Genomic DNA, 23,158 nt, shown 5'->3' with positions numbered 1-23,158 from the left:
AAGACCAATGGGACGGGTTCCTTGCGGATCGCCCGCCGACCCGGTATGGCGCCCCGCTTCGCCCGGAATGCCGGATTCTCGCCTGGATTGTCGGAGCCGACCGGTACCCTCGCTCCGTGCACAGCATCATCACGACAGTCAACGTGAACGGGATCCGGGCGGCCGCCAAGAAGGGCTTCCTGGAGTGGATCGACGACACCAAGTCCGAGGTGGTCTGCCTCCAGGAGGTGCGCGCCGAGGCCGAGCAGTTCGCCGACGTGCTGGCCCGCCTCGACGGGTGGCACGCGGTCTGGGCCCCCGCCGCAGCCAAGGGCCGGGCCGGAGTGGCGGTGCTCTCCCGCCGCGCCCCCGACGCCACCCGGATCGGCTTCGGCTCCGCCGAGTTCGACGGCTCCGGCCGCTACGCCGAGCTGGACCTGCCCGGCCTGACGGTCGCCTCGCTGTACCTGCCCTCCGGCGAGGTCGGCACCGAGCGGCAGGACGAGAAGGAGCGCTTCATGGCCGAGTTCCTCGTCCACCTCGGCGAACTGCGCGCCCGGGCCGCCGCGGAGGGCCGCGAGGTGCTGGTCTGCGGGGACTGGAACATCGCCCACCGCGAGGCCGACCTGCGCAACTGGAAGGCCAACCAGAAGAAGGCCGGCTTCCTCCCCGAGGAGCGCGCCTGGTTCTCCCGCGTCCTCGACGACCACGGCTACGTCGACGTCCTGCGCCGCCGCCACCCCGACCAGGACGGCCCCTACTCCTGGTGGTCCTACCGCGGCCGCGCCTTCGACAACGACGCCGGCTGGCGCATCGACTACCAGATGGCCACCCCCGCCCTGGCCGCCCGCTGCACCGACGCCTACGTCGAGCGCGCCGCCACCCACGCGGAGCGCTGGTCCGACCACGCACCCGTCACCGCCGTGTACGACGCGGCGGTGTAGGGGGTTGTGGGGGGATGACAGTTCGGACGCTCCTGATCGGAGCAGGGGATTTTCGGAACACGGCCGACGAGGAGTGGAGCCCCTCTGTGGAGGAGTTCGAGCCGCTTCCGTCGGTCGCGCCTCAGGTGCGTCGGCTCGGGGCAGTGCTCTCGCTCTTCGACGGGATGGACGTCGGTGCGCCGGTCATCGACGGTGACCTGGCCCAGGTGGAGGCCAGCTGGCGCGAACTGCGGCGTAGTCCGGCGGGCCGACCCCGCATCGTCCACTTCGCCGGTCACGGGGTCACCCGTGGCCGGGTGCTGTACCTGCCCGTGCACGACAGTCGTCCAGACGACCTGCCGGATTCGGCGATCAGCGTCGACCGTTGGCTCAACGAGGTCGAGCACGGCTCGGACTCGTCACCGGTCCTGTTCCTGCTCGACGTCTGCGGCGCGGGTGCCGCCACGGACTTCCAGCTCTTCCAGGATGTTCCGGAAGCCGATCGCCGGAGCTGGGTGATCGCTGCCTGCTCGGGGAACGAGAGCGCGTTCGGTGCACGGTTCACCCAGGCCGCGGCCCGTGCCCTGGAGCGGCTCCGCCTGGGGCACTGGGACATCTCGCCCGCGCTGTCCCACGTGCCGGTGGAGACCGTTGCCGACGAGATCGCACGGGAGCTGGTCCTCATTGACGAGGGGTACCCGCAGACCGTGGTGCACTCACCGCGCCGGGCCGCATCGGTGCCGGTACCGGAATTCTTTCCGAACCCGGCGTTCAGTACGGACGGCTGGCAGCGGCTGCGCACCCGGCTGCGGTCAGCCCTTCGGGAACTGGCGTCGGAGTTCGACCCCGGTCTAGACCCGGTGCACTTCCTCACCCGGGCGTCCGGCCGTCCGCAGGAGGGCGCGGCGATGACAGGCTGCCTGTTCACCGGACGGACTCGTGAACTGACCTTGATCCGCGACTGGTTGGCGGGCGACGACCCCCTGCTGCTGGTCACCGGGAGTCCCGGCTCCGGGAAGTCCGCGCTGCTGGGGGCGACGGTGTTCCTGGCCCACCCCCAACTCACTGAGCTGAGCACCCTCCTCACCAGCCGCATCCTCGCACGGCACCGTCCGCAGCGCCGATTTCCAACCCTCGTCGCGGTCCACGCGCGCCACCGAGGCGTGGACGAGGTGATCGCTTCGATCTTGGCCCAGCTCCAGCCCGAGGGCACCGCACCGGTCATGACGGACAACCGTGACCAGGCGGTGGCAGAACTTCTCCGGACTGCAGGAGAGTTGCCGGAACCGGTGGTGCTTGTTCTCGACGCCGTCGATGAGTCTCCGGAGAGCACAGGCATCGTCCACGAGCTGCTCGGGGAGATCCTGCACCGGATCCGGCCCGACGGCCGCCCGCTCTTCCGGGCGCTGGTGGGAATGCGACCATTGCGGACGGACGGCCATCTGCTGCACGAGGAACTGCTCTCTGCCAGGGCCCTGCCACCCGACAGCGAGTTACTGGTCCACGAGGCCGCCTTGACGCCCGAGGTTGGCCCCCTGGTCCTAGTCGACGAAGTCCACCGGTCCCGGGCCGGACTGCTGTTCCACCACTCTGCTTTCCTCCACCGGTCGGTCCCTGCCCCCGGGGCGCTACTCGACCTGGACGCCTCGACCGGCAACGCGGAGCTCGCGGACGACCTCGCCGTCTACCTCTCCGACGTCCTGTCCGGCGCGGCCCAGTACGGGGATGAAGCCGACCGCGAGTCCGTGACCCGTGCAGTCGCCTCCGCCATCGCCCACGGCCCCGAACGCGGAGCTTTCCTCTTCGCCGCGCTCTACGCCGACTTCCTGCGGACCGGCCCGGTACTGAGCCCGGAGGAGGCAGTCGGGCTCCTGCCGCGAAACCTCCCCGACCTGCTCGAACTGCACTTGGCCTCCGCCCTCAGCGAGGATCCGTGGATGCGCCACCTGCTGACAGGGCTGGCCCAGGCACGCGGCGTAGGCATGCCGGTGGAACTGGTGACAGCCGCAGCCATTGCAGCGGCCACGGCGGCACACCGGGTTCCCGGTCCGCTCTCTCCGGAACGGTCCCGTGAACTACTCGCCACCGCCCGGTTCTACCTGCGCACGACGATCGACACGGACGGGCACCAGCTCTATCGGTTCTTCCACGAATCGCTCGTCGAGCACTTCCGTGTCCTCCCGGCGGAGACCGAGGACTTCGCCTCGTTGCTCTTCGACACGCTGCTGGAAACGGTGCCCGGGCAACGCTCCGGCCGAGCACCCCGGTGGGACCTCGCGGCACCGTATCTGCTGCGGCATCTCACGGAGCACGCCGTCGCCGTACCCGGCGGGGCGGCCATCGACCAACTGCTCCTGGATCCGGAGTACTTGCTTCGCGCGGACCGCACCACCGTATGGAACGCCGTCCACCGGGCGGAGGCCCCGACAGCCCGGCGCGTGGGTGCCGCCTACCGGGCCGCGATCAGCCGCTTCGACGACCACACGCCGGTGGACGTACACCGTGCCCGAATGCAGCACCAACTGGTCACCCACGGAGCAACCGGACTCGCCCGCCGTCTCCACGACGACCGGGACTCGCTCCGCACCCGGTGGAGCACCGGCCCGGCGGCACGCTCCCTCCTGCACGTCGTTGACGAGGACAGCCTGGGCACCGCCGTGTCGGCCGCGGCCCTGGCCGCGGCCGGCGGACGGATCCTCGCGGTGGTCGGCGGCGCCGACGGCTCCCTCCAGGGATGGGACGTCACCTCGAGCCCCGAACCGGCGTTCCGGCGTTTCCTGGTCTCCCCGACGGACGGAAGCATCGTCACCCAACTCGTCAGTGCGGAGTTCGACGGGCGAGCGGTGATGGTCTCGGTGACTGACCGGAACGCCGTCCAGTTGCACGACCTCGACACGGGTTCTGTCCTCGCCAGTACCCGGGTTGACGGCGACCGGATATCCGCGGCAACCGTCATCGGTGCCGGGGACACGACGGCTCTCGCCGTCGGATCTGTCACCGGCGGGATCAGCCTGATCGGCCTGCTGGAAGGGGAGTTCGGCAGTCTCCTGCACACGGAGGACAGCGGGAGCGGTGCCATCGTCTCGTTGCTGGGAGTGGAGGACGAGGACGGCGGCCTCAGCTTCCATTGCCTCCACGCCGATCCCGATGTCCCCGGGACGGAGGTGCTGCGTGAGTTGGACGGGCGGCCCGTCGTCCTTGCCACGTACGGGCCACGGCAGGAGGTGTGCATCCGCCCCGTCGGCGAGCCCGTCCCGCTGCTCTCCCTCATCGCGTACGACCGCGCCACCAGCGTGGTCCCCGTCAACGGCGACACGGTCCATTCGATCACGCTGCCCAAGGACCGGAGGTTGGCGTTCGCCGACCTCGGCCGGTTCCGGCGCCACCTCCTGGCGCTGTCGGCCCATCACGATGGCGATCTGCGGGTATGGGACCTCGACGTGTGCCCCCGCTCCGGACACAGCGTCGATCGCTGGTACCACCACCGATCCCTGGATGTGGTCCGGCTCGACGGCTCGGAGCTTGCCGTCAGCACCGATCTGACGTTCGGCGAGGTGAAAGTCTGGGACATCGGCTCCGGCACCGAACGGCCTGGATTTGACGGGCTCGGCAAGCTCACCCACGCGGTCACCGTGGCCGCCAAGGGCGCGGCGCGCATCATCACGGTGAGCGCGGCGAACGAGCTTGACACCTTTGATCTCGTCGACGGCGACGTGGAGTCGACGGTCCTCCTGCCCGGGCCGGTCACTGCGTTGACCGCCGTCCCGCACGGGGCTTCGGTCCGGGCCGTGACCGGCTGTGCCGATGGCAGGATCCGGGTGTGGGACTCTTCTTCGGAGGTGCCTTCCTTGGTACTCAGCGGACCGACAGAGCCGGTCACCGCCTTGGCCGTCAGCGAACCGGCGGGCGAACCGCTCCTGGTCAGCGTCCACGGTGAACGGCACGTCTGCGTCTGGTCGTTGGCCGATGGCACCCGGCGGCGCTCACTCACTCTGGATCGGGTCGGGGCATTGGGAACAGCGGAGGGGCGCCCTTGCGCGGTCGAATGGTCATCGGAGGGCAGCCAAGTGCGGGTTACGGACCTGCTGTCCGGTGACTTCCTAGGCACTGTCATCGCCCCTGGCCTACAGATGGCGACGATCTGCCAGGCGGAAAGTGGGCCGGTCCTGGTGGCCTCCACCGGGAAACGGGTCCTCCAGGCGTGGGATGTCCGGTCCGGCGAGCCGATCGGTTCCCCGGCCGCTGTACCGGGAACAATACGCACGATCGTTCCTCGTCCCGGCGGCGTGCTGGTGGGCAGCGAGGACGGCCAAGTCGCTGCACTGGACTGGCCGAGCACCGCGCCGACCGCCTCGCCCCGTCCCGACGGAGCGACCGTGCTCGCCACCCACGTCCTGGCCTGGCTGCCCGGCGAGTTGCTCTGCGGCACCGCCCTGGCGGACGGCTGGGAGCTGTACACCCTCGACGAGTGGCAAGAAGGGCGTCCGCCCTCCTTCGGCACGGTCTGCGTCGCCCCGGTCACGGCGTCGGCGGTCCTACTTCGGGATACTGCCATCGCCGTGCTCGAACCCGACGGGTTCGAAGTGGTGCGGATGTACGCATGCCCTTACGAGATCAGCGGTGTCGACGGCGCCCCGGGCGGCCCGTGGGCGTTCCCGTCCTACACCGTGTACTCCCATCCCACAGAAGGAGCGGAACAGTGACGATCGTCGCGGTGCACGGCATCGCCAACCGGCTGAAGGGCCTGGCGCCGGACGAAGCGGCTGCCGAGTTGTCGAAGCGGTGGCGGTCCAAGCTGCAGCAGGGGTTCGCGTCCGCAGGGCTCGACGATCACCCCCTCCCGGCCTTGCACGCTGCCTACTACGCCCACCACACGACCACGACCGGCGCCGAACGGCAGTCCGACGGCCCGGACCTGGACTCCCTCGACGAACCGGAACGGGACTTCGTCGTCGCCTGGGCGCTCTCCTCGGGCTCGCCCGCCCTGCACGAGCAGCAGGGCCTGGCCACCGCTCCTCTGCGGCAGCTCCTGTCCTGGGTCGCCCGGCGGCGCGGTGTTCCGCTGGGGACGGTCACCCGGTTCGCGGTCCGGCTGGCGGGCGAGGTCCGCCGGTACCTTCACGTTCCCCAGGTGCGGGACGCAGCCCGCTCCATCGTGGCCGAAGCGATCCGGCGGGCCCGACCTCGGGTGGTGCTGGCGCACTCTCTCGGCTCGGTCGTGACGTACGAAGCGCTCCACGCCCACCCGGAACTGGAGGTGGAGTGCTTCGTGACCCTGGGTTCCCCCCTGGGCCTGGCCGGTGGGGTCTTCGATCACCTGCTCCCCGCTCCGGTCACCGACCGAGGCTCCCGGCCGGCCGGAGTCGGCTACTGGGCGAACCTCGCCGACACGGGAGACCTGGTCGCGATCCCGCCCCGGCTCGGTGACCGGTTCCCGGTGGACCAGCACGCCGACACGCACATGGGCCTCATCGACTTCCACACATTCGGAACGTACCTAGCCTCCCCGCTCACCGCTGCGACCATCGCCCCGTTCATCCGCCCGGAACCTCGCTGATCGACGGGACTCTGCTGGTCCCCGGGCCGGGCGTGGCTGATCCCCGGGCCGGGTGGCGCCGGGGATCGGGTGGGGCGGAGGGGGAGGTCAGACCCGGTCGGCCGCGATCAGGACGTACTGGAAGGAGCCGTCCTTGTAGGACTCGATGAAGGCTTCCTCGATGCCGGTGACCAGCGAGGAGGTGGCGCGCAGCTCCCAGTAGGGGAGGGTGTCGGGGGTGAGGTCGATGACGGCCTGCGGGACGAGGCGGTTGTCGGCCATGGCGCGCAGGTACTCGCGGCGGGAGTGGATGTTGCACTCGAAGTGGGCGTTGATCTGGGAGACCCACTTGGAGGGCTGGCCGTAGCGGGGGTTCCAGCAGCCGGTGATGGTGACGTAGCGGCCGCCGACCTTGAGCACCCGGGAGTGCTCGGCGAACAGGTCGTGCAGGTCGACGTACATGCTGGACTCGTTGTTCCAGGAGCCGGTCATCTGGCCGTTGGCGAACGGGGTGTCGAGCATGTTGCAGACCCGGGAGCGGACGTGGTCGGCGATGCCGAGCTCCTGGACGCGGCGGTTGCCGAACTCGGCCTGGGTGCTGGAGAGGGTGACGCCCTCGACCTTGCAGCCGAAGCGCTGGTGGGCCATCACCATGGAGCCGCCGCGGCCGCAGCCGGCGTCCATCAGGGTGTCGCCGGGCGCGACCGGGCCGAGGTGGTCGAGCAGGACCTCGGCCTGGGCGGACTCCAGCCGGTGCAGTTCGGTGATCAGCTTCTTCTCGTGCTCGCTGTCCTCGGGGTCGCCGAGGGCGGCGGTGTCGATCTCGCCGATGCCGTAGTGGTGGTGGTAGAGGCCGTCGACGTCGCCGAGGCGCAGGTTGACCGGCCGGGCTTCGCTGTTCCAGTAGCGGGCGATGTCGCCCTGGTAGGCGGTGGCCGGAGCCGGAACGAAGGCGGCGGCGGTGGTGTCGAATTCGGTGCTGGTCATGTCCGAGTGTCCGTTTCTTGCCGGTTCTTACCAGAAGTTGGGCAGGCTGTAGCGGTAGGTGTTGGTCTGGTGCCAGTAGTGGTTGCCGTCGACCCAGGCGGCCACGCCGCGCAGGAAGCGCAGCATCTGCGGGGCCGGGCAGGCGGCGGCGAGGGCGGCGGACTCGGCCTCGAAGGCGTGCATCAGCTCGTTGTGGACCTCGACGGCCTTGAGGTAGCCGTCCTTGTCGGAGAGGCCCTCGCGTTCGGCGATCACCACGGGCAGGTTGAGGTGCCGGCCGGGGCTGGCGAGCTCCTTGGTGTACGAGTACAGGTCGTTGACGATGGTGGTGGCGTTGCTTGCCAGCGCGATGACCCGCTGGGTGCCGGGCAGCGCGTGCAGGTCGGCGGGCAGTTCGTAGCCGCCGACGCTGTCGGTGATGGTCGGGCAGGGGCGGAAGTTGTTGAACTGGCGCATCGCCAGGTACTCCCACACCTCGGGCACGTGGTCGGCCTCGGCCCAGGCCGCCTCGGCCAGGTAGCCGAGGTGCAGCCGGGCCATGTCGTGCCGGAACCGGTCGGCCTGGGACGGGCTGGCCATCTCGGTGAAGTACCGCATCGCCGAGTGGTAGGCGCGGCGCGGGGCGTCCGAGCCGAGCGACTCGGCCCAGCCCGGCGCGTACTCCGCCGTGGTGTGCAGCGGGTCGAGCGCGGTGTGGGCGAGCAGCAGGCGGCTGCCGAGGCCGACCGGGGAGCCGCCGTGGTCCTCGCAGTAGCAGTCGTCGACCGCGTTCTCGGCGACCATCAGGCGGGTGGCCAGCATCAGGTGGTCGACGGTCGGGGCGTCCGGGTGGCAGGCGACCATGTAGCGCCCGACCGAGAAGCCGTCGAACTCGCCCTCCCACTCGTCCGGGAACAGGTCCACCTCGTCGACCGCCCAGTCCTTGATCCGGCGGCTGACCTCGGCCACCCGGGCCGGGTCGGGGTCCGGGATCGGGTGGTAGTACAGGCCGGGCACCGGGATGCCCTCCACCGGCTCGGCGACGGCTGCGGCGACTTCGGCCGCGGCCACGGCTTCGGCCGCGACCGGCGCGGCGGGGGCCGGGAGGCGGGGCAGCAGCAGGCCGTCCGTCCCGAGGCCGCTGGGGCCGCGCAGGATCCGCTCGATCCCGCCGCCGGACGTCTCGGGGGCGGCCTCGGGGAGGATCTCGTGGTCGGTCTCCGGGACGGCCGCGGGTGCGGGTGCGGACGCGTCGAGGACGGCGGCGACGGCTGCGGTGAGGGCCGCGTGGAAGGACGGGTGGGACGGGCCGGACAGCGGGGGGAGCGCGGCCGGAGGCGGAGAGGAAAGCCCTGGGTCGGGCATCCGTGACTCCTTCACTGGGAGGGGCGGTCTGGTCGGACGGGTGGCGGGGCTCGCCGGCCGCGACGGGGGAGCGTCGGTGCGGACGGGTGGTGCGTGGCGCGGGAGGGTGTCCGGGCGCGCGGACGGTGGCGGGCGGCCGGTGGCCGTCCGCCACGAGCGGGGATCCCGTGGTCAGCCCGTTCCGTGGGCGTCCGCGGCCGGGCCGGTCACAACGGTCATGGGCGAACGCTCCTCGGGATACGGAAAGATGACGAATCGTCAGGATTCGTGGCCGACTCGGTCGGATCTTGAGGAACGCTAACGCTCCGTAGGCGTTCTTCGCCCGCGAGGACGGGGGTATTTACCTCGATACGGTGATCTTGCGGATCCGGATGTTTATCCCGGTCACCAACGACATTTGAGCCAGCCGCCCCGAGTTGTCCCCGAACCACCGCCCCGCCGCGCCGTCGCCCCTCCCCCGCCCCGCCGCACCCCACCGTTTCCGGCCACCGCGCACGCGAACGCCCCCGCCCCCGCACGACGGCGGGGACGGGGGCGGAAGGCGGGGTGAGGCGGCGTCAGGCGGTGCTGCAGGCGGTGCCGTTGAGGGTGAAGGCGGGCAGCGCGGCGGGGGTGCCGGTGGCCTGGAAGCCGAAGGACGCGGTACCGCCCGGGGCCAGCGTGCCGTTCCACCCGGCGTCGGTGGCGGTGACGGCCGCGCCGCTCTGCACCACCTGGGCGTTCCAGGCGTTGCTGACCGCCTCGTTGCCCCGGTACGTCCAGGCCAGCTTCCAGCCGGAGACGGTGCTGCTCCCGGTGTTGCGCACCGTCACGTCGGCGGTGAACCCGGTGCCCCAACTGCTACCCACCGTGTAGGTGACCGCGCACCCGGAGACCGGCTGCGGCGAGGCGGTGGCGGAGGGTGAGGGAGAGGCCGAGGGAGAGGCGGAGGGGGACGGCGACACCGAAGCGGAGGGCGACGGCGACGGCGACGGGGAGGACGACACCGAGGCGGACGGCGAGGGCGACGGGGAGGTGGACGGGCCGGGGCCGGTGCCCGGTTCGGCGCCCCACTGCGGCGCTCCCCCGTCCAGCAGCCGGATGTTCGCCGCGTCCACCGGCGTCGAGCCGGGGACCAGCGAGATGCCCTGGTACGACCAGTCGTTGGTGGGGTCCCAGGCGCCCGATGAGGCGATCCGGAACTGGACCTCCTTGCGGTAGGCGGACTGTCCGGCCGGGGCGATCACGGTGTTGGAGCAGTCGACCGTGACGTAGTAAGTGGAGCCGGAGTAGAGCGTGGGCCCGGTGACCGCGCCGCACTGGTTGTAGTTGGTGGTGAGGGTGATCTGGCTCGGGCTGACCCCGGGCTCCAGGGTGAAGTAGTAGCGCAGCGAGGCGTTCTTGAGCGCGCGGGCCGGCCAGGCCGACTTGTTGATCAGGTACGCCTTGATCTCGGTGAAGTTGGTGCCGGCGGCGTTCACCGACGCCTGGACGGACATCTCCGGGCCGTCCGGGGTCTCCTTGGGCGGGAAGGCGGTGAGCGGGTTGCCGCCGTACTCGCCGTAGAGCCGGGCCAGCGCGCCGGTGAAGGCGGCGTTGTAATCGGTGGCGACCTCGTTGTTGACGTAGTTGGAGCGGTCGTCGGTGTAGGAGTCGTCGGCCGAGCTGGGGCCGCCGACCAGGGCGCCGATCAGGGTGTGGCGGCTGTCGACGGGGTTGGTGAGCTGGTCGGTCCAGGAGCCGTGGGCGGTGCGGTGGTGCGGGTTCTTCGGGGAGTTGGCGCCGAAGCCGATCAGGTAGCTGGACTTGCGGGGGTTGTCGCCGAGCGCGTAGTCGATCTGGCGCACCGCGAAGTCGTGGTATCGGGCCTGGCGGGTCGGGTCTCCGGTGAGCGTGTCGGAGTAGACCAGGGCAACGAAGGAGGTGTTGGCGGCGTAGCGCAGCGACCCCCAGGAGTCGAGCACGGCCTCGCCGCCCGGGGAGTACTTGACCTGGCTGCCGTTGACGCCGACGGTCCACCAGTCGAGCCAGCGGTTGGCGTCGTCGACGTACTGCTGCTTGCCGGTGAGCTGGGCCAGCAGCACGTAGTCGCCGTAGGACTTGTCGTCCCAGGCGATCGTCCACTTGTAGGACTTGGTCGTGGACTGCGGTTCGGTGGAGAGGTTGGCGTAGTAGCTCTCGGCCTTGGCGAGGTAGCTGCTGTCGCCGGTGGCCTTGTAGAGCCAGATGGCGCCCCAGACCAGTTCGTCGTTGTAGCCGCTCCAGGAGTTGTAGTAGCCCTGGGCGTCCTTGATGCAGTCGCTGTACTTGCCGCGGTAGGTGTCGGCGAAGGAGTACAGCTGCTTGGCGTGGGTGAGCAGGGTCGCGGAGTAGGTGGGGTCGCTGTCCGCGAAGACCATGGACGAGGAGGCGAGCGCGGCGGCCGTCTCCCCCGCCAGGTCCGAGCCCGGGCAGGAGGCGTCGATCTTGTACGCGGGCCGGGCCATCGGCAGCACCTCGGCCGGGCCCCACCAGGCGTGGTCGGCCGAGCCGCTGCCGACCTGGCCGTAGAGCACGTTGGGGGCGGGGTGGGCCTTGATCAGGTAGTCGTCGACGAAGCGCAGGTTGTTCTTCAGGTACGGCATCTGCCCGGAGGCGGTGTAGCCCTGCTTCTCGGCGATGCCGCCCCAGGCCAGCATGGTGGTCGAAGCGGCCATCGGCAGGCCGAACTTGACGTGGTCGCCCGCGTCGTACCAGCCGCCGGTCAGGTCGAGTCCGACGTCCTTGCCGTCGTCGAGCGCGGAGTCGCCGCGCCAGCTCACCCGGTTGGTGGCGGGCAGGTGGCCGGACTGCTGGGCCTCGTAGAAGAGCAGCGACTTCTGCAGCGCCTCGCCGTAGTTGAACGCGGGCGCGGCGGCCGGGTCGGCGGCGGCCGCGGCCGAGGAGGCGTGCAGCGGCAGCAGCGCGCCGGCGGCGAGGGCCGTGGCGGCGAGCAGCCCGCCGAGGGCGCGCCGGGCGGAGCCCTGCGTCCGGGCGGCCGTCGGGCGGGCGGGCGTGGAGCGGGGCGGTGCGGGCGGGCCGGGTGGGGGTGCGGCGGGGTGCGGCATGGTGTCCTTCCGGGGCGGCTGTGGGGGTGGGGTGTGGGGGAAGCCGATCGGATGGCCCGTGACCTGCGTCAACCCCATGGGAGCGCTCCCATCCCGGAGCGGCTCGGGACGGGGTCGGCAGGCGGTGGGCGGCGTCCATGGTGGCCGCGCCGCCGCACGGGTGTCAATGCGCAACCTGGAAGTTACAGGCGGGAGTTGACGGGGCGACCCGAGCACCGCCGCGGCGGCGTCCGGTGACGCGGACGGCTTGCCCGGCTCCTTCCGACCTGCCCGGCCGCGCCGCCCGACGCCCGGTTCGGCGCCGAACTGCCGACCGCGCCAACCGCGGGGACGCAGCGGTCCGGCTTCCATTCCTTTCCGCCTGCCGCCCCGACCTTCTCCGCCCAGCCCGCCGCCCCGTCGACCCGTCGACCCCTGTCCCGTCTCCCTCCCTCCCCGCTCCCACCCCGCGCCCCGATTTCTTCCTTTCCGCCTGCCGCCCCAACCTCCTCCTCCCAGCCCGCCGCCCCGTCAGCCCCTGTCCCGCCCTCTCGGCTTCAAGAGGGCGTCGCAACACCGCTCGGTTTCGGATGGCGAGTAGATCGCGTAGACGCTCGGCCGGGGTACCCCCGGCCGAGCGTCTTGCGTCGGCGGCTGCCGGCGCTTGGGCGATGTGTTCGAGATCCTCGGCGAAGCGGCCGTGAGGCGGGCCCGGTCGGCCGGGAGTGTGCCCGGTTCGCGCCTCGCTGGGTCTCAGTAGGTGATGACGGCGCGGAAGCGGACGTTGCCGTCGGTGACCTTGGTGACGGCTTCGACGATCCGTTCCTTGGGGAAGGTCTCGATCATGGGTGTGACCTTGCCGGATGCGGCCAGGTCCAGGGCCTCCGTGAGGTAGTTCAGGCCGTTGTGGGTGGCGCCGATGAACTTCTGGCGCTGCGCGAAGAACGGCTGCGCGGTGTTGGGGATGGTGAATTCGGCGAACGGGTCGAGGCCGAGCAGGACCGCGCGCCCGTCGTGCCGCAGTCCCTGCATCGCGGCCCGTCCCGCGTCGTAGGAGTTGGAGCAGAGCAGCAGGACGTCCGCGCCGCCGGCGGCCTGCAGTTCGGCGCCGTCCGCGACGACCAGGTCCGCGCCGAGCTCGCGGGCCAGGTCGCGCTTGTCCGGGGAGTGGGTGACGGCGATGGTCTCGTGGCCGGCGGCCTTGGCGAACTGGAGCGCCAGGTGGCCCAGGCCGCCGATGCCGAGCACGGCGATCCGCTCGCCGGGCTCGGGCTCGGCGGCGCGCAGGCCGCTCCAGGTGGTGTAGCCGGCGCAGAAGATCGGGGCGGCCTCCTCGTAGGACAGGCCGTCCGGGATCAGCACGGTGCCGGTGGCGGGGACCGCGATGTACTCGGCGTGCCCGCCCTGGACGGTGAATCCGGTCAGTCGCGCGTCGGGGCAGTTCACCGCCGCCTGCCCGGACAGCGGGAGGTTCTCCTTGCAGTAGGCGCAGCGGCCGCAGGTGGACTGGACCCAGGTGGTGCCGACCCGGTCGCCGACCCGGCGGGTGCGGACGCCTTCGCCGACTTCGACGACCTCGCCGACGACCTCGTGTCCGGGGGTGTTGGGGAACACGTCGCCGGCGGCGCCGCGGGTGGTCCAGATGTCGGTGAAGCAGATCCCGGTGGCGTGGACCTTGATCAGGACCTGGCCGGGTTCGGCCTTCGGGGTGGGGATGTCGCGCAGTTCCCAGGTGGCGTTGAGGGCGGGGATGACGGCGGCCTTCATGATCGATCGGTCCTCTCGGTCGGGCGGCCAACAGAAGTAACTAACTGGTTATGTACAACGTACGCCGACGGTTCCACCTCGTCAATAACTGGATAGTTACCTGGTCGGGTAGGGTGGTGGCATGCCACCGGACTCCGCTGCCACCAAGGCCCGCCTGCTGCAGGCCGCCTTCGAGGAATTCACCCAGTACGGCCTCGCGGGCGCCCGCGTGGACCGCATAGCCGAGAAGGCCGCCAGCAACAAGCGGCTGATCTACGTCTACTACGGCAACAAGGAGGAGCTCTTCGACGTCGTCCTCGCCCAGCACCTGGGCGTCCTCGCCGACGCGGTCCCCTTCACCGCGGACGACCTGGCCGGCTACGCCGGAGCGATGTTCGACCACCTCGTCCGGCAGCCCGAGATCCTCCGCCTGGCCGCCTGGCACCAGCTGGAGCGGCCCGGGGCCACCCCCGCCGAGACCGACGCCTACCGCCCCAAGGTCGAGGCCGTCGCCGACGCCCAGCGGCGCGGAACCGTCACCGCCGCCGTGGACGCCGTCGACCTGCTCGCCCTGGTCCTGGGCCAGGTGACCGCCTGGTTCACGGCCTCTCCGGCCCTGCGCGCCCTGGTGCCCGGCGACGCCTTCGCGCCCGCGCGCCTCGAACGCCACCGCGCGGCCCTGACCGCGGCCGTCCGGGCGCTCACCCGCCCCGACCCCGAGCCCGAGCCCGGCGGCGAACCGGCCCGGTGATCCGGGCCCGGCGGGCGGGCGGGGTCAGTGGCCGTCGGCGGCGGCCGAGACGTGCTCCCAGTCGGCCCAGGTGCGCAGCCGCTGGGCGTAGGCGTCCTTGACCATGGGGTGGGGGGCGGCGCCGAACAGGACGCGCAGCGGGGGCCGTTCGGCGTCGACGATCTCCAGCAGGGCGCGGCCGGCGGCCTTCGGGTCGCCGTACTCCGTGCCGGCGGAGACGGCGGCCAGCGCGTCGCGGGCGGGCTGGTAGGCGTCGATGGGGGTGGCGTGCGTGGCGGAGGAGCCGCCCCAGTCGGTGCCGAAGCCGCCCGGTTCGACCAGGGTGGTCCTGATGCCGAAGGGGGCGACCTCCTGGGCGAGGGACTCGGTCATGCCCTCCAGTGCCCACTTGGAGGCGTTGTAGATGCCCAGGGAGGGGAAGGCGACGACGCCGCCGAGGGAGGAGATCTGCACGATGTGCCCGCTGCCCTGGGCGCGCAGCAGGGGCAGGGCGGCCTGGGTGACGTGCAGGGCGCCGAAGAAGTTGGTGTCCAGCTGGGTGCGGGCCTGCTGTTCGGTGACCTCCTCGACCATGCCGAACAGGCCGTAGCCGGCGTTGTTGACCACGACGTCCAGGCGGCCGAAGTGCTCGTGGGCCGCGGTGACCGCGCCGTGGACGGCGTGGCGGTCGGTGACGTCCAGGGGCAGGGCGAGGAGGGCGTCGCCGTGGGCCTCGGCGAGATCCTTCAGGGTGTCGGTGTCGCGGGCGGTGGCGGCCACCTTGTCGCCGCGGGAGAGGGCGGCCTCGGTGAAGGAGCGGCCCAGGCCGCGGGACGCGCCGGTGATGAACCAGATCTTGCTCATGTCTGCCTTCTCGGATCGGTGGGGCCGGGGGCGGTCCCAGTAAGATGAACCGTGGTTCATGATCTATAGTGAATCAGAGTTCATGTTTGTGCAAGCGACCGCCCGACCAGCCCCGGAGAACGCCATGGCCTCGGCCCGACCCCTGCGCGCGGACGCCGCCCGCAACCGGAAGAAGATCCTCGACGCCGCCCGGGAGCAGATCGCCGCCCACGGGCCGGACGTCGGCATGGACGAGATCGCCGCCGCCGCCGGGGTCGCCGTCGGCACCCTCTACCGGCACTTCCCCGCCAAGACCGACCTCGTCGAGGCCGTCGTCGCCGACTGGCTCGACCGCCTCGCCGACGGCCTGGAAAGCGCCGTCGCCCGGCTCGCCACCGGCTCCCGCGCACTGGAGGAGATCGCCGCCTTCCTGCGGCACTTCCTCGGCACCGCCGCCAACGACATGGCCGTCAAGGCCGCCGCCCGCGCGCTCGGCGCCGACCCCGAACCCGACGGCCCGCTGCAGCGCGTCACCACCGCGCTGAACACCCTCATCCGCACCGGGCAGGACGACGGCGACGTCCACCCCGACGTCACCCTCGCCGACTTCCACCTGCTCCTGGACGCCGCCCCCGCCCACCGCGACACCCGGGACAACGACCGCTGGCTCACCCTCGTCCTGCCCGGCCTCACCACCAACGGCCGCCCCGGGCCGACCGCCTGAACCCTCCCCACGACAGAACGGGAACACCGTGCGCACCATCATCTTCGGCGCCACCGGCATGGTGGGCCAGGGCGTCCTGGACGCCTGCCTGCGCGACGACGGCGTCACCGACGTCCTCGTCGTCGGCCGCACCCCCACCGGCCGCACCCACCCCAAGCTCCACGAGATCCACCACGGCGACTTCACCGACCTCACCGCGATCCAGGAGCAACTCGCCGGGTACGACGCCTGCTTCTACTGCCTGGGCGTCTCCGCCGCCGGCCGGAGCGAGGCCGACTACCGCACCGTCTCCCACGACTACCCGCTGGCCGCCGCCCGCGCCCTGCTCACCGCCTCCCCCGACCTGGCGTTCTGCTACGTCTCCGGCGCCGGCACCGACCCCACCGGCAGGTCCCGCATGATGTGGGCCCGCGTCAAGGGCGAGACCGAGAACGCCCTGCTCGAACTCTCCCCGCGCGCCTACATGTTCCGCCCCGCGCTCATCACGCCGCTGCCCGGCACCACCTCCAAGACCCCCTGGTACACCCTCCTCTACCGGATCCTGGCCCCGCTGAACCCACTGCTGCGCCGCCTCGCCCCGCGCCACGTCACCAGCAGCACGCAACTCGGGCAGGCCATGATCCGCACCGCCCAGGACGGGCCGCCCGGCCGGGTCCTGGCCACGGGCGACATCAACGAAGCGGCCGCTGCCCGGCCCCAGTCGCCCTGACGCCGGAGCCGCGAAGGCACACTGCCGTCAGCAGATCACCCAGGTGCTCGGCCGGGGCATCCCGGCCCGGCGCCTTGCGTGGGCGGCCGTTGAGTTTTCGAAGAACAGCCTCTTCAACTCCGGAGCGAGGACCGCGGGAACCCGATCCCCCTCTTCCTTCCGCCCCGTCTGCCCTGTCTGCCCTGTCTTCCGTCGGCTCCGGCGGCTCCGTCGGCCCCGTCGGGAGGTGGCAGCCGGGCGGCCCGGCCGGGCATGCTGGGCGCATGCTGATCAGGGAAGCCACCGCAGAGGACTGGGTCGCCATCTGGCCGTTCTTCCATCGGATCGTCGCCGCGGGCGAGACCTTCACCTACCCGCTCGACCTCGGCCGGGAACAGGGCCGCGACTGGTGGCTGCTGTCCGCGCCGAACCGCACCGTGGTGGCGGTCGACGAGGCCGGCACGGTGCTGGGCACCGCGAAGATGAACACCAATCACATGGGCAACGGCTCGCACACCGCGAGCGCCAGCTACATGGTCGACCCGGCCCACTCCGGCCGCGGGGTGGGCCGGGCGCTGTGCGAGTACTCCCTGGACTGGGCCCGGGAGGCCGGCTACCGGGGCATGCAGTTCAACGCGGTGGTCGAGACCAACACCCCCGCGGTCCACCTCTACCGCTCGCTCGGCTTCACCGTCCTGGGCACCCTCCCGGAGGGCTTCCGGCACCCGGAGAAGGGCTACGTCGGCCTGCACATCATGCACCGCCCGCTGCCCTGACCGTCGCGGGAGCCGAGAACTGGGGGCTGAGGGCTGGGGGCCGGGGGCTTAGGGGCCAGGGGCGGAGTTGCGAGGACGGCTGGCTCCTGCCCTGCGCGGACGACGCGGAACTCCAGCAGCTCACCGAACCCGGCTTCACCGACGAGATCGCGGCGGCCTACGACGCGGCGGCCCGCCCGCTGGAGGTGCACGTCATCGGACGGCGCGAGACGATCGCGCTCCGCCCGGTCGCAGAACCCCGCCCCGAGCAACTCGACGCCCACGTACGCGCCTACTTCCACCACTGGACCGACCGGGAGGCGCCCGGCGTCGTCCAGCCGGTCCCCCGCTACGTCGCGGCCGTCGCCCGAGCCGTGCGCGACACCCCGTCCCGCCGCCGCAGGCGCCCCTGACCGGAAACCCCCGTCCGCCCGGTGGGCCGGCGGGGTGTCACGGCCCCGCCGGCCCGTCCTGCGGGTGAGGCTCCACCGTACGGCCGGGCGGGGCGGTACGGGCAGGGGCCGAACGTCCCGGGCGGCGGGAGGTCCGGGCCTTGCCCGGAGGCGGGGTCAGAGCAGAGGGCAGGGTCAGAGCAGCAAGCGGGGTCAGAGCAGCGGGCGGACGTGTTCGGCGAAGGTGTACGCCTCCTCCAGGTGGGGGTAGCCGGAGAGGACGAACTCGTCGACGCCCGCGTCGCGGTACTCGGCGAGGCGGGCGGCGACCTCGCGGTGGCTGCCGACCAGGGCGGTGCCGGCGCCGCCGCGGACCAGGCCGATGCCGGCCCAGAGGTTCGGGGCGATCCACAGGCGGTCGCGGCGGCCGCCGTGCAGGTCGAGCATCCGGCGCTGGCCGACGGACTCCAGGGCGCGCAGGCGCTGCTGCCCGGCGGCGATCGCGGCGTCGTCGAGTCCGGCGATCAGGTCCTGCGCGTCCTGGCGGGCGCGGGCGGCGGTGGCGCGGCTGAGCACGTGCACGCGCAGGCCGAAGCGCGGGGACCGGCCGCGGGCGGCGGCGAGCGCGCGGACCCGGGCGATCTTCTCGGCGACCTGTTCGACGGGTTCGCCCCAGGTCAGGTAGGTGTCGGCGTGCCGGGCGGCGACGTCGAGCGCGGGGTCGGAGGAGCCGCCGAAGTAGATCCGGGGCGCGGGTTCGGGCGGTTGGCGCAGGTGGCCGCCGTCGATCCGGTAGTGCGGGCCGGCGTGGTCGTACGGGGTGCCGCGCCAGGCGGTGCGGACGACGTCGAGGAACTCGCCGGCCCGGGCGTAGCGGGCGTCGTGGCCGAGCCGGTCGCCGTAGCCGCGCTGTTCGGCGTCGCTGCCGCCGGCCACCACGTTGAGCAGCAGCCGTCCGCCGGAGAGGCGTTGGAAGGTGGCGGCGGTCTGGGCGGCGAGCGCGGGTTCGACCAGGCCGGGGCGGAAGGCGACCAGGAACCTGAGCCGGCGGGTGGCGGCGATCAGTGCGGCGGTGGTGATCCAGGCGTCCTCGCAGTGCGCGCCGGTCGGGGTGAGGACCGCGTCGTAGCCCAACTGGTCGGCGGCCTGGGCGAGTTGGGTGAGGTAGCCGAGGGTGGCGGGGCGGTCGGCGGCAGCGGGGGCGGCGCCGCCGATGCCGGTGCCGTGGGCGGCGCCGCCCAGGTCGCGGGCGTCGCCGCCGGTGGGCAGGAACCAGTGGAAGGCGGTGGTGGCGGACATGGCGGTGCGGCTCCTGTGCGGCGGAGGGGGGCGTCGGCGCTGGGCTGGTTCAACCGGCCGGACAGAGCGCGCTGCTGACGCGCTGCAGGTCGACGGGCCGGTCGAGGTGCACCGCGCGCTCCGCTGCCCGCACCGTCGTCCACCTCCCGGATCCGTCCCGTCGCGGCCAAGCTAGGACGGCCCCGGGCGGGGTGTCAACGGCCTTGTGCGGCACCGGATCCGGCGGTTCGTTACCGCTGTGTGAACAGCGTTGTGCCGGGCCCGGGTGCGGGGTTACGGTGCGAGGACGGCGGCGCCCGGGTGGTGCCGCGAGAGGCGGACGGGGAGGTGACGGCGGTGCGGGCACTGGAGCGCGAGGTGTACCTCGACCGGCCGGTCGACCTGCTGCGGGTGAGCGCCGCGCTCTGTCCGGGCTGCCCGGTCGGCTGAGTCCGCCCCGCCCGCACCCCTTCCTCCGCTCCGCCCGCGACGACGTGTCCTGACGTCCCGACGCCCCGGCGTCCCGATGCCCCGACGCGTCCGCCCGCGCCTCCTCCCCCGCACCCCGTGCACCCCGTGATCCCCGTGAACCTCCGGGGCCCTCGTGAACAGGAACCGGTCCGCCATGCCCGCATCCCCGGCAGCACCCGCCTCCCCCGTCCCCGCCGCCTCCGCTCCCCTGCTGCACCTGGCCGTCGCGCTGGACGGCGCCGGCTGGCATCCCGCCGCGTGGCGGGAGCCGGGGGCCCGGCCGGGGGAGCTGTTCACGGCCCGGTACTGGGCGGACCTGGCGGCGGAGGCGGAGCGCGGCCTGCTCGACCTGCTGACCATCGAGGACGGGCTGAGCCTGCAGTCGGAGCACCCGTTCGAGCCGGACGCCCGGACCGACCGGGTGCGGGGGCGGTTGGACGCGGTGCTGGTGGCGGCCCGGATCGCGCCGCTGACCCGGCACATCGGGCTGGTGCCGACGGCGGTGGTGACGCACACCGAGCCGTTCCACCTGTCGAAGGCGGTGGCGACCCTGGACTTCGTCAGCGGGGGCCGGGCCGGGCTGCGGGTGAAGGTCTCGGGGCGGGTCGACGAGGCCGGGCACTTCGGCCGCCGCGGGGCGCCCGCGCTGCGGGCGGACGACCTGGACTCCCCCGCCGCGGCGGCCGCCCTGGCGGCGGAGTTCGGCGAGGCCGAGGACTACGTGGAGGTGCTGCGCCGGCTGTGGGACAGCTGGGAGGACGACGCGGAGATCCGGGACGCGGCGACCGGCCGGTTCATCGACCGGGAGAAGCTGCACTACATCGACTTCACCGGGCCCCGGTTCTCGGTGCGCGGCCCGTCCATCACGCCCCGCCCGCCGCAGGGCCAGCCGCTGGTCGCTGCGCTCGCCCACCGGGCCGAGCCGTTCCGGCTGGCGGGCCGTTCCACCGACCTGGCCTTCGTGACGCCGCACGACGCGGACGAGGCCCGGGCGGTCCTGGCCGAGATCCGGTCCGCCCAGCGGGAGGCCGGGCGGGCCGCGGAGACGGTGCACGTCTTCGCCGACCTGGCGGTGTTCCTGGCGGAGCGGCCGGGCGCGGCGGCCGAGCGGCTGGCCCGGCTGGACGAGGCGGCGGGCGCCGCGTACCGCAGCGACGCCCGGGTGTTCGCCGGGACGCCCGCCGAACTGGCCGATCTGCTGGAGGAGTTGGCGGAAGCGGGGCTGTCGGGTTTCCGGCTGCGGCCGGGGGTGCTGCCGGACGACCTGGAGCGGATCACCCGCGGCCTGGTGCCGGAGCTGCAGCGCCGGGGCCGGTTCCGCACCGCCTACGAGGCGTCCACCCTGCGCGGCCTGCTGGGCCTGCCGCGCCCCGCCAACCGCTACGCCGCCACCGCCACCGCCACCGTACCCGCCGTACCCGCCGCCACCGCCACCGCCACCGCCACCGCCTGAACTCCTAAGGAACGCAACCGACATGGGCAACGAGAACAACGGCAGGCCGCTCAAGCGGATCCACCTGGCGGCGCACTTCCCGGGCGTGAACAACACCACGGTGTGGAGCGACCCGCAGGCGGGCAGCCAGATCGAGTTCAGCTCCTTCGCGCACCTGGCGCGGACCGCCGAGCGGGCCAAGTTCGACTTCCTCTTCCTGGCCGAGGGGCTGCGGCTGCGCGAGCAGAACGGCCTGATCTACGACCTGGACGTGGTCGGCCGCCCGGACACCTTCACCGTGCTGGCGGCGCTGGCGGCGGTCACCGACCGGCTCGGCCTGGCCGGCACGATCAACTCGACGTTCAACGAACCGTACGAGGTGGCACGGCAGTTCGCCTCGCTGGACCACCTCTCGGCGGGCCGCTCGGCGTGGAACGTGGTGACCTCCTGGGACGCGTTCACGGGGGAGAACTTCCGGCGCGGCGGCTTCCTGCGCGAGGAGGACCGGTACGCCCGGGCCCGGCAGTTCCTGGAGGCGTCCTGGCGGCTGTTCGACTCCTGGCGCGGGGACGAGGTGGTGGCCGATCCGGCGTCCGGGGTGTTCCTGGGCGATCCGGCGGCGGGTGAATTCTCCTACCGCAGCAGCGAGTTCGACATCGCGGGCCGGTTCGACGTGCCGCGCTCGCCGCAGGGGCGTCCGGTGATCTTCCAGGCGGGCGACTCCGAGCAGGGCCGCGAGTTCGCCGCCGCCTCGGCGGACGCGATCTTCTCCCGGCACGGCACGCTGGTCGCCGGGCAGGCGTTCTACGCGGACGTGAAGGGGCGGCTGGCCCGGTACGGGCGCCAGCCCGGGTCGTTGAAGATCCTGCCCGCGGTGACCTTCGTGCTGGGCGACAGCGACGCGGAGGCGCACGAGCGGGCGGCGCTGGTCCGCCGCCAGCAGGTGAGCGGGCAGACCGCGATCCGGCTGCTGGAGCAGGTCTGGAACCGGGACCTGTCGGACCTCGACCCGGAGGGGCCGCTGCCCGCGGTCGACCCGCTGGTCGGCGAGCACACGGTGGCCCGGGGGCGGGCCTCGGTCCGGATGAACCGGGACCCGCTGGCGGTGGCCCGCGAGTGGCGGGCGCTGGCCGAGGCGAAGAAGCTGTCCGTCCGGGACCTGCTGATCGAGGTGACCGGCCGGCAGTCCTTCATCGGCACCCCGGCGCGGGTCGCCGAGGAGATGAACCGCTTCGTCCAGGAGGACGCCAGCGACGGTTTCATCCTGGCCCCGCACCTGACCCCGGGCGGCCTGGACGGGTTCGCCGACACCGTGGTGCCGCTGCTCCAGGAGCGCGGCGTCTTCCGCACCGAGTACGAGGGCAGCACCCTGCGCGAGCACCTCGACCTGCCGCCCCTGACCAACAGCCCCGCGAAGGAAGCGATATGACGACCACTCAGGAGTCCACCACTGCCGAGGAGTTCACTCGCGCGTGGGAGGAGTGGCACGCCGCGAGCCAGCGCGCGCTGGCCGACCCGCACGGCTTCCTCGCCGTCACCTCGCTGCACTGGCTGGACGGCGAGCCGACCCGCTTCCCGGACGCGCCGGGCGCCTGGTGGACCGGCCCGGACGGGGTGTGGGTCGAGCTGGCCGCGGACGAGGAACTGCTGCTGGACGGCGAGCCGGTGCGCGGCCGGTACGGCTTCGGCGTGCTGCCGGAGCGCTCCAGCCGGTACGCGGCGGCGGGCGAGGCGGTGGTCGAGGTCGCCAAGCGCGGCGGCCGCGACATCGTCCGGCCCCGGCACCCCGGCAACCCGCTGCTGCGCGGCTTCACCCGCACCCCGGCGTACCCGCCGGACCCGCGCTGGGCGGTGACCGGCCGCTACCTGCCGTTCGAGGCGCCGCGCCCGGTGACGGTCGGCGCGGCCGTCGAGGGCCTGCAGCACGTGTACGACGCGCCGGGCGAGATCGAGTTCACCCTGCCCGACGGCGGCGGCACCCACCGGCTGACCGCGTTCAACGGGCACCGGCCGGGCAGCCTCCAGGTGCTGTTCACCGACGCCACCTCGGGCGTCACCACGTACGCCGCCAACCGGGTGCTGAGCGTCCCGGCGCCGGACGGGCAGGGCCGGGTCACGGTCGACTTCAACCGGGCCACCAACCTGCCCTGCGCCTACACCGACCTGGCGACCTGCCCGCTGCCGCCCGCCGGGAACCGCCTCCCGGCGGCGGTCGAGGCCGGCGAGCGCATCCCGCTGGAGCGCGGCGGCCTGCCGTAGCGGGCACCCGGAAGCGGCGGCGGTCCG

The 23,158-nt window shown here is 72.6% G+C and carries 18 protein-coding genes; 12 read left to right on the top strand and 6 right to left on the bottom strand.

What is annotated here, in order from left to right:
• The first annotated feature begins 116 nt into the window (after nucleotides 1–116).
• The 3 genes from OU787_RS32175 to OU787_RS32165 all read left to right on the top strand — a co-directional run bounded on the left by OU787_RS32175 (nucleotide 117) and on the right by OU787_RS32165 (nucleotide 6,459).
• Nucleotides 117–923 (top strand): exodeoxyribonuclease III, encoded by an 807-nt coding sequence (locus OU787_RS32175; RefSeq protein ID WP_268661479.1) that lies wholly within the window; start codon nucleotides 117–119, stop codon nucleotides 921–923.
• A gap of 86 nt (nucleotides 924–1,009) precedes the next feature.
• A complete protein-coding gene (locus OU787_RS32170) occupies nucleotides 1,010–5,605 on the top strand; it encodes an NACHT and WD repeat domain-containing protein (protein ID WP_268661478.1) in 4,596 nt (1,531 codons plus the stop codon).
• Nucleotides 5,602–6,459, top strand: a complete 858-nt coding sequence (locus tag OU787_RS32165; RefSeq protein ID WP_268661477.1) for a serine peptidase — start codon at nucleotides 5,602–5,604, stop codon at nucleotides 6,457–6,459. Before OU787_RS32170 ends, OU787_RS32165 begins: the two co-directional genes overlap by 4 nt.
• Nucleotides 6,460–6,546: 87 nt before the next feature.
• Here OU787_RS32165 and OU787_RS32160 read toward each other — a convergent pair whose 3' ends face one another.
• The 4 genes from OU787_RS32160 to OU787_RS32145 form a co-directional block, all read right to left on the bottom strand.
• Nucleotides 6,547–7,425, bottom strand: a complete 879-nt coding sequence (locus tag OU787_RS32160) for a geranyl diphosphate 2-C-methyltransferase (RefSeq protein WP_030461807.1) — start codon at nucleotides 7,423–7,425, stop codon at nucleotides 6,547–6,549.
• Nucleotides 7,426–7,452: 27 nt separating this feature from the next.
• The gene (locus tag OU787_RS32155) at nucleotides 7,453–8,769 is read right to left on the bottom strand and encodes a family 2 encapsulin nanocompartment cargo protein terpene cyclase (protein WP_268661476.1); all 1,317 of its coding nucleotides are present in this window, start codon (nucleotides 8,767–8,769) and stop codon (nucleotides 7,453–7,455) included.
• A gap of 557 nt (nucleotides 8,770–9,326) precedes the next feature.
• Nucleotides 9,327–11,834, bottom strand: coding sequence for a glycoside hydrolase family 9 protein (locus tag OU787_RS32150; protein ID WP_268661475.1), 2,508 nt, complete (start codon nucleotides 11,832–11,834; stop codon nucleotides 9,327–9,329).
• A 732-nt stretch (nucleotides 11,835–12,566) separates the two neighbouring features.
• A complete protein-coding gene (locus tag OU787_RS32145; RefSeq protein ID WP_268661474.1) occupies nucleotides 12,567–13,580 on the bottom strand; it encodes an alcohol dehydrogenase catalytic domain-containing protein in 1,014 nt (337 codons plus the stop codon).
• A 121-nt stretch (nucleotides 13,581–13,701) separates the two neighbouring features.
• Here OU787_RS32145 and OU787_RS32140 point away from each other — a divergent pair, with 121 nt between their 5' ends.
• Nucleotides 13,702–14,310 (top strand): TetR family transcriptional regulator, encoded by a 609-nt coding sequence (locus OU787_RS32140; RefSeq protein ID WP_268661473.1) that lies wholly within the window; start codon nucleotides 13,702–13,704, stop codon nucleotides 14,308–14,310.
• A gap of 24 nt (nucleotides 14,311–14,334) precedes the next feature.
• Here OU787_RS32140 and OU787_RS32135 read toward each other — a convergent pair whose 3' ends face one another.
• A complete protein-coding gene (locus OU787_RS32135) occupies nucleotides 14,335–15,153 on the bottom strand; it encodes an SDR family oxidoreductase (protein WP_268661472.1) in 819 nt (272 codons plus the stop codon).
• Nucleotides 15,154–15,277: 124 nt separating this feature from the next.
• On the opposite strand from OU787_RS32135, the gene OU787_RS32130 reads away from it, so the two are divergent.
• The 4 genes from OU787_RS32130 to OU787_RS32115 all read left to right on the top strand — a co-directional run bounded on the left by OU787_RS32130 (nucleotide 15,278) and on the right by OU787_RS32115 (nucleotide 17,712).
• Nucleotides 15,278–15,856, top strand: a complete 579-nt coding sequence (locus OU787_RS32130; RefSeq protein WP_268661471.1) for a TetR/AcrR family transcriptional regulator — start codon at nucleotides 15,278–15,280, stop codon at nucleotides 15,854–15,856.
• Nucleotides 15,857–15,884: 28 nt separating this feature from the next.
• Complete coding sequence (locus tag OU787_RS32125; RefSeq protein ID WP_268661470.1) at nucleotides 15,885–16,565, top strand: NAD-dependent epimerase/dehydratase family protein; 681 nt, start codon at nucleotides 15,885–15,887, stop codon at nucleotides 16,563–16,565.
• Between the two features lie 263 nt (nucleotides 16,566–16,828).
• Nucleotides 16,829–17,320: a GNAT family N-acetyltransferase gene (locus OU787_RS32120; RefSeq protein WP_030462469.1), complete on the top strand. Its 492-nt coding sequence runs from the start codon at nucleotides 16,829–16,831 to the stop codon at nucleotides 17,318–17,320.
• Nucleotides 17,321–17,505: 185 nt separating this feature from the next.
• Nucleotides 17,506–17,712, top strand: coding sequence for a hypothetical protein (locus OU787_RS32115; RefSeq protein ID WP_268661469.1), 207 nt, complete (start codon nucleotides 17,506–17,508; stop codon nucleotides 17,710–17,712).
• A 192-nt stretch (nucleotides 17,713–17,904) separates the two neighbouring features.
• Here the strand turns inward: OU787_RS32115 and OU787_RS32110 are convergent, their stop codons facing one another.
• On the bottom strand, nucleotides 17,905–18,990 hold the full coding sequence (locus tag OU787_RS32110) for an LLM class flavin-dependent oxidoreductase (RefSeq protein WP_268661468.1): 1,086 nt from the start codon (nucleotides 18,988–18,990) through the stop codon (nucleotides 17,905–17,907).
• A 300-nt stretch (nucleotides 18,991–19,290) separates the two neighbouring features.
• Here OU787_RS32110 and OU787_RS32105 point away from each other — a divergent pair, with 300 nt between their 5' ends.
• The 4 genes from OU787_RS32105 to OU787_RS32090 all read left to right on the top strand — a co-directional run bounded on the left by OU787_RS32105 (nucleotide 19,291) and on the right by OU787_RS32090 (nucleotide 23,131).
• Complete coding sequence (locus OU787_RS32105) at nucleotides 19,291–19,419, top strand: hypothetical protein (RefSeq protein WP_255358128.1); 129 nt, start codon at nucleotides 19,291–19,293, stop codon at nucleotides 19,417–19,419.
• A 175-nt stretch (nucleotides 19,420–19,594) separates the two neighbouring features.
• Nucleotides 19,595–20,893: an LLM class flavin-dependent oxidoreductase gene (locus OU787_RS32100; protein ID WP_268661467.1), complete on the top strand. Its 1,299-nt coding sequence runs from the start codon at nucleotides 19,595–19,597 to the stop codon at nucleotides 20,891–20,893.
• Between the two features lie 22 nt (nucleotides 20,894–20,915).
• Nucleotides 20,916–22,301, top strand: coding sequence for an NtaA/DmoA family FMN-dependent monooxygenase (locus OU787_RS32095; protein ID WP_268661466.1), 1,386 nt, complete (start codon nucleotides 20,916–20,918; stop codon nucleotides 22,299–22,301).
• Nucleotides 22,298–23,131 carry a DUF1684 domain-containing protein gene (locus OU787_RS32090; RefSeq protein ID WP_268661465.1) on the top strand — a complete coding sequence of 278 codons (834 nt, stop codon included), beginning with the start codon at nucleotides 22,298–22,300 and terminating at the stop codon, nucleotides 23,129–23,131. The genes OU787_RS32095 and OU787_RS32090 overlap by 4 nt, the downstream gene beginning before the upstream one ends.
• The last annotated feature ends 27 nt before the right edge of the window (nucleotides 23,132–23,158 follow it).

Source organism: Kitasatospora sp. YST-16 (genome assembly GCF_026802215.1).
In the GTDB taxonomy this organism is placed as follows: domain Bacteria; phylum Actinomycetota; class Actinomycetes; order Streptomycetales; family Streptomycetaceae; genus Kitasatospora; species Kitasatospora cineracea.
The sequence above is the reverse complement of the archived record's forward strand: the minus strand, read 5'-3'. Positions and strand labels throughout refer to the sequence as shown.

What these genes read in the sequence shown, in the direction of transcription:
- OU787_RS32160 (WP_030461807.1), bottom strand. Translation starts at nt 7,425, where the DNA reads ATGACCAGCACCGAATTCGACACCACCGCCGCCGCCTTCGTTCCGGCT.
- OU787_RS32155 (WP_268661476.1), bottom strand. Translation starts at nt 8,769, where the DNA reads ATGCCCGACCCAGGGCTTTCCTCTCCGCCTCCGGCCGCGCTCCCCCCG.
- OU787_RS32150 (WP_268661475.1), bottom strand. Translation starts at nt 11,834, where the DNA reads ATGCCGCACCCCGCCGCACCCCCACCCGGCCCGCCCGCACCGCCCCGC.
- OU787_RS32145 (WP_268661474.1), bottom strand. Translation starts at nt 13,580, where the DNA reads ATGAAGGCCGCCGTCATCCCCGCCCTCAACGCCACCTGGGAACTGCGC.
- OU787_RS32140 (WP_268661473.1), top strand. Translation starts at nt 13,702, where the DNA reads ATGCCACCGGACTCCGCTGCCACCAAGGCCCGCCTGCTGCAGGCCGCC.
- OU787_RS32135 (WP_268661472.1), bottom strand. Translation starts at nt 15,153, where the DNA reads ATGAGCAAGATCTGGTTCATCACCGGCGCGTCCCGCGGCCTGGGCCGC.
- OU787_RS32130 (WP_268661471.1), top strand. Translation starts at nt 15,278, where the DNA reads ATGGCCTCGGCCCGACCCCTGCGCGCGGACGCCGCCCGCAACCGGAAG.
- OU787_RS32120 (WP_030462469.1), top strand. Translation starts at nt 16,829, where the DNA reads ATGCTGATCAGGGAAGCCACCGCAGAGGACTGGGTCGCCATCTGGCCG.
- OU787_RS32110 (WP_268661468.1), bottom strand. Translation starts at nt 18,990, where the DNA reads ATGTCCGCCACCACCGCCTTCCACTGGTTCCTGCCCACCGGCGGCGAC.
- OU787_RS32100 (WP_268661467.1), top strand. Translation starts at nt 19,595, where the DNA reads ATGCCCGCATCCCCGGCAGCACCCGCCTCCCCCGTCCCCGCCGCCTCC.
- OU787_RS32095 (WP_268661466.1), top strand. Translation starts at nt 20,916, where the DNA reads ATGGGCAACGAGAACAACGGCAGGCCGCTCAAGCGGATCCACCTGGCG.
- OU787_RS32090 (WP_268661465.1), top strand. Translation starts at nt 22,298, where the DNA reads ATGACGACCACTCAGGAGTCCACCACTGCCGAGGAGTTCACTCGCGCG.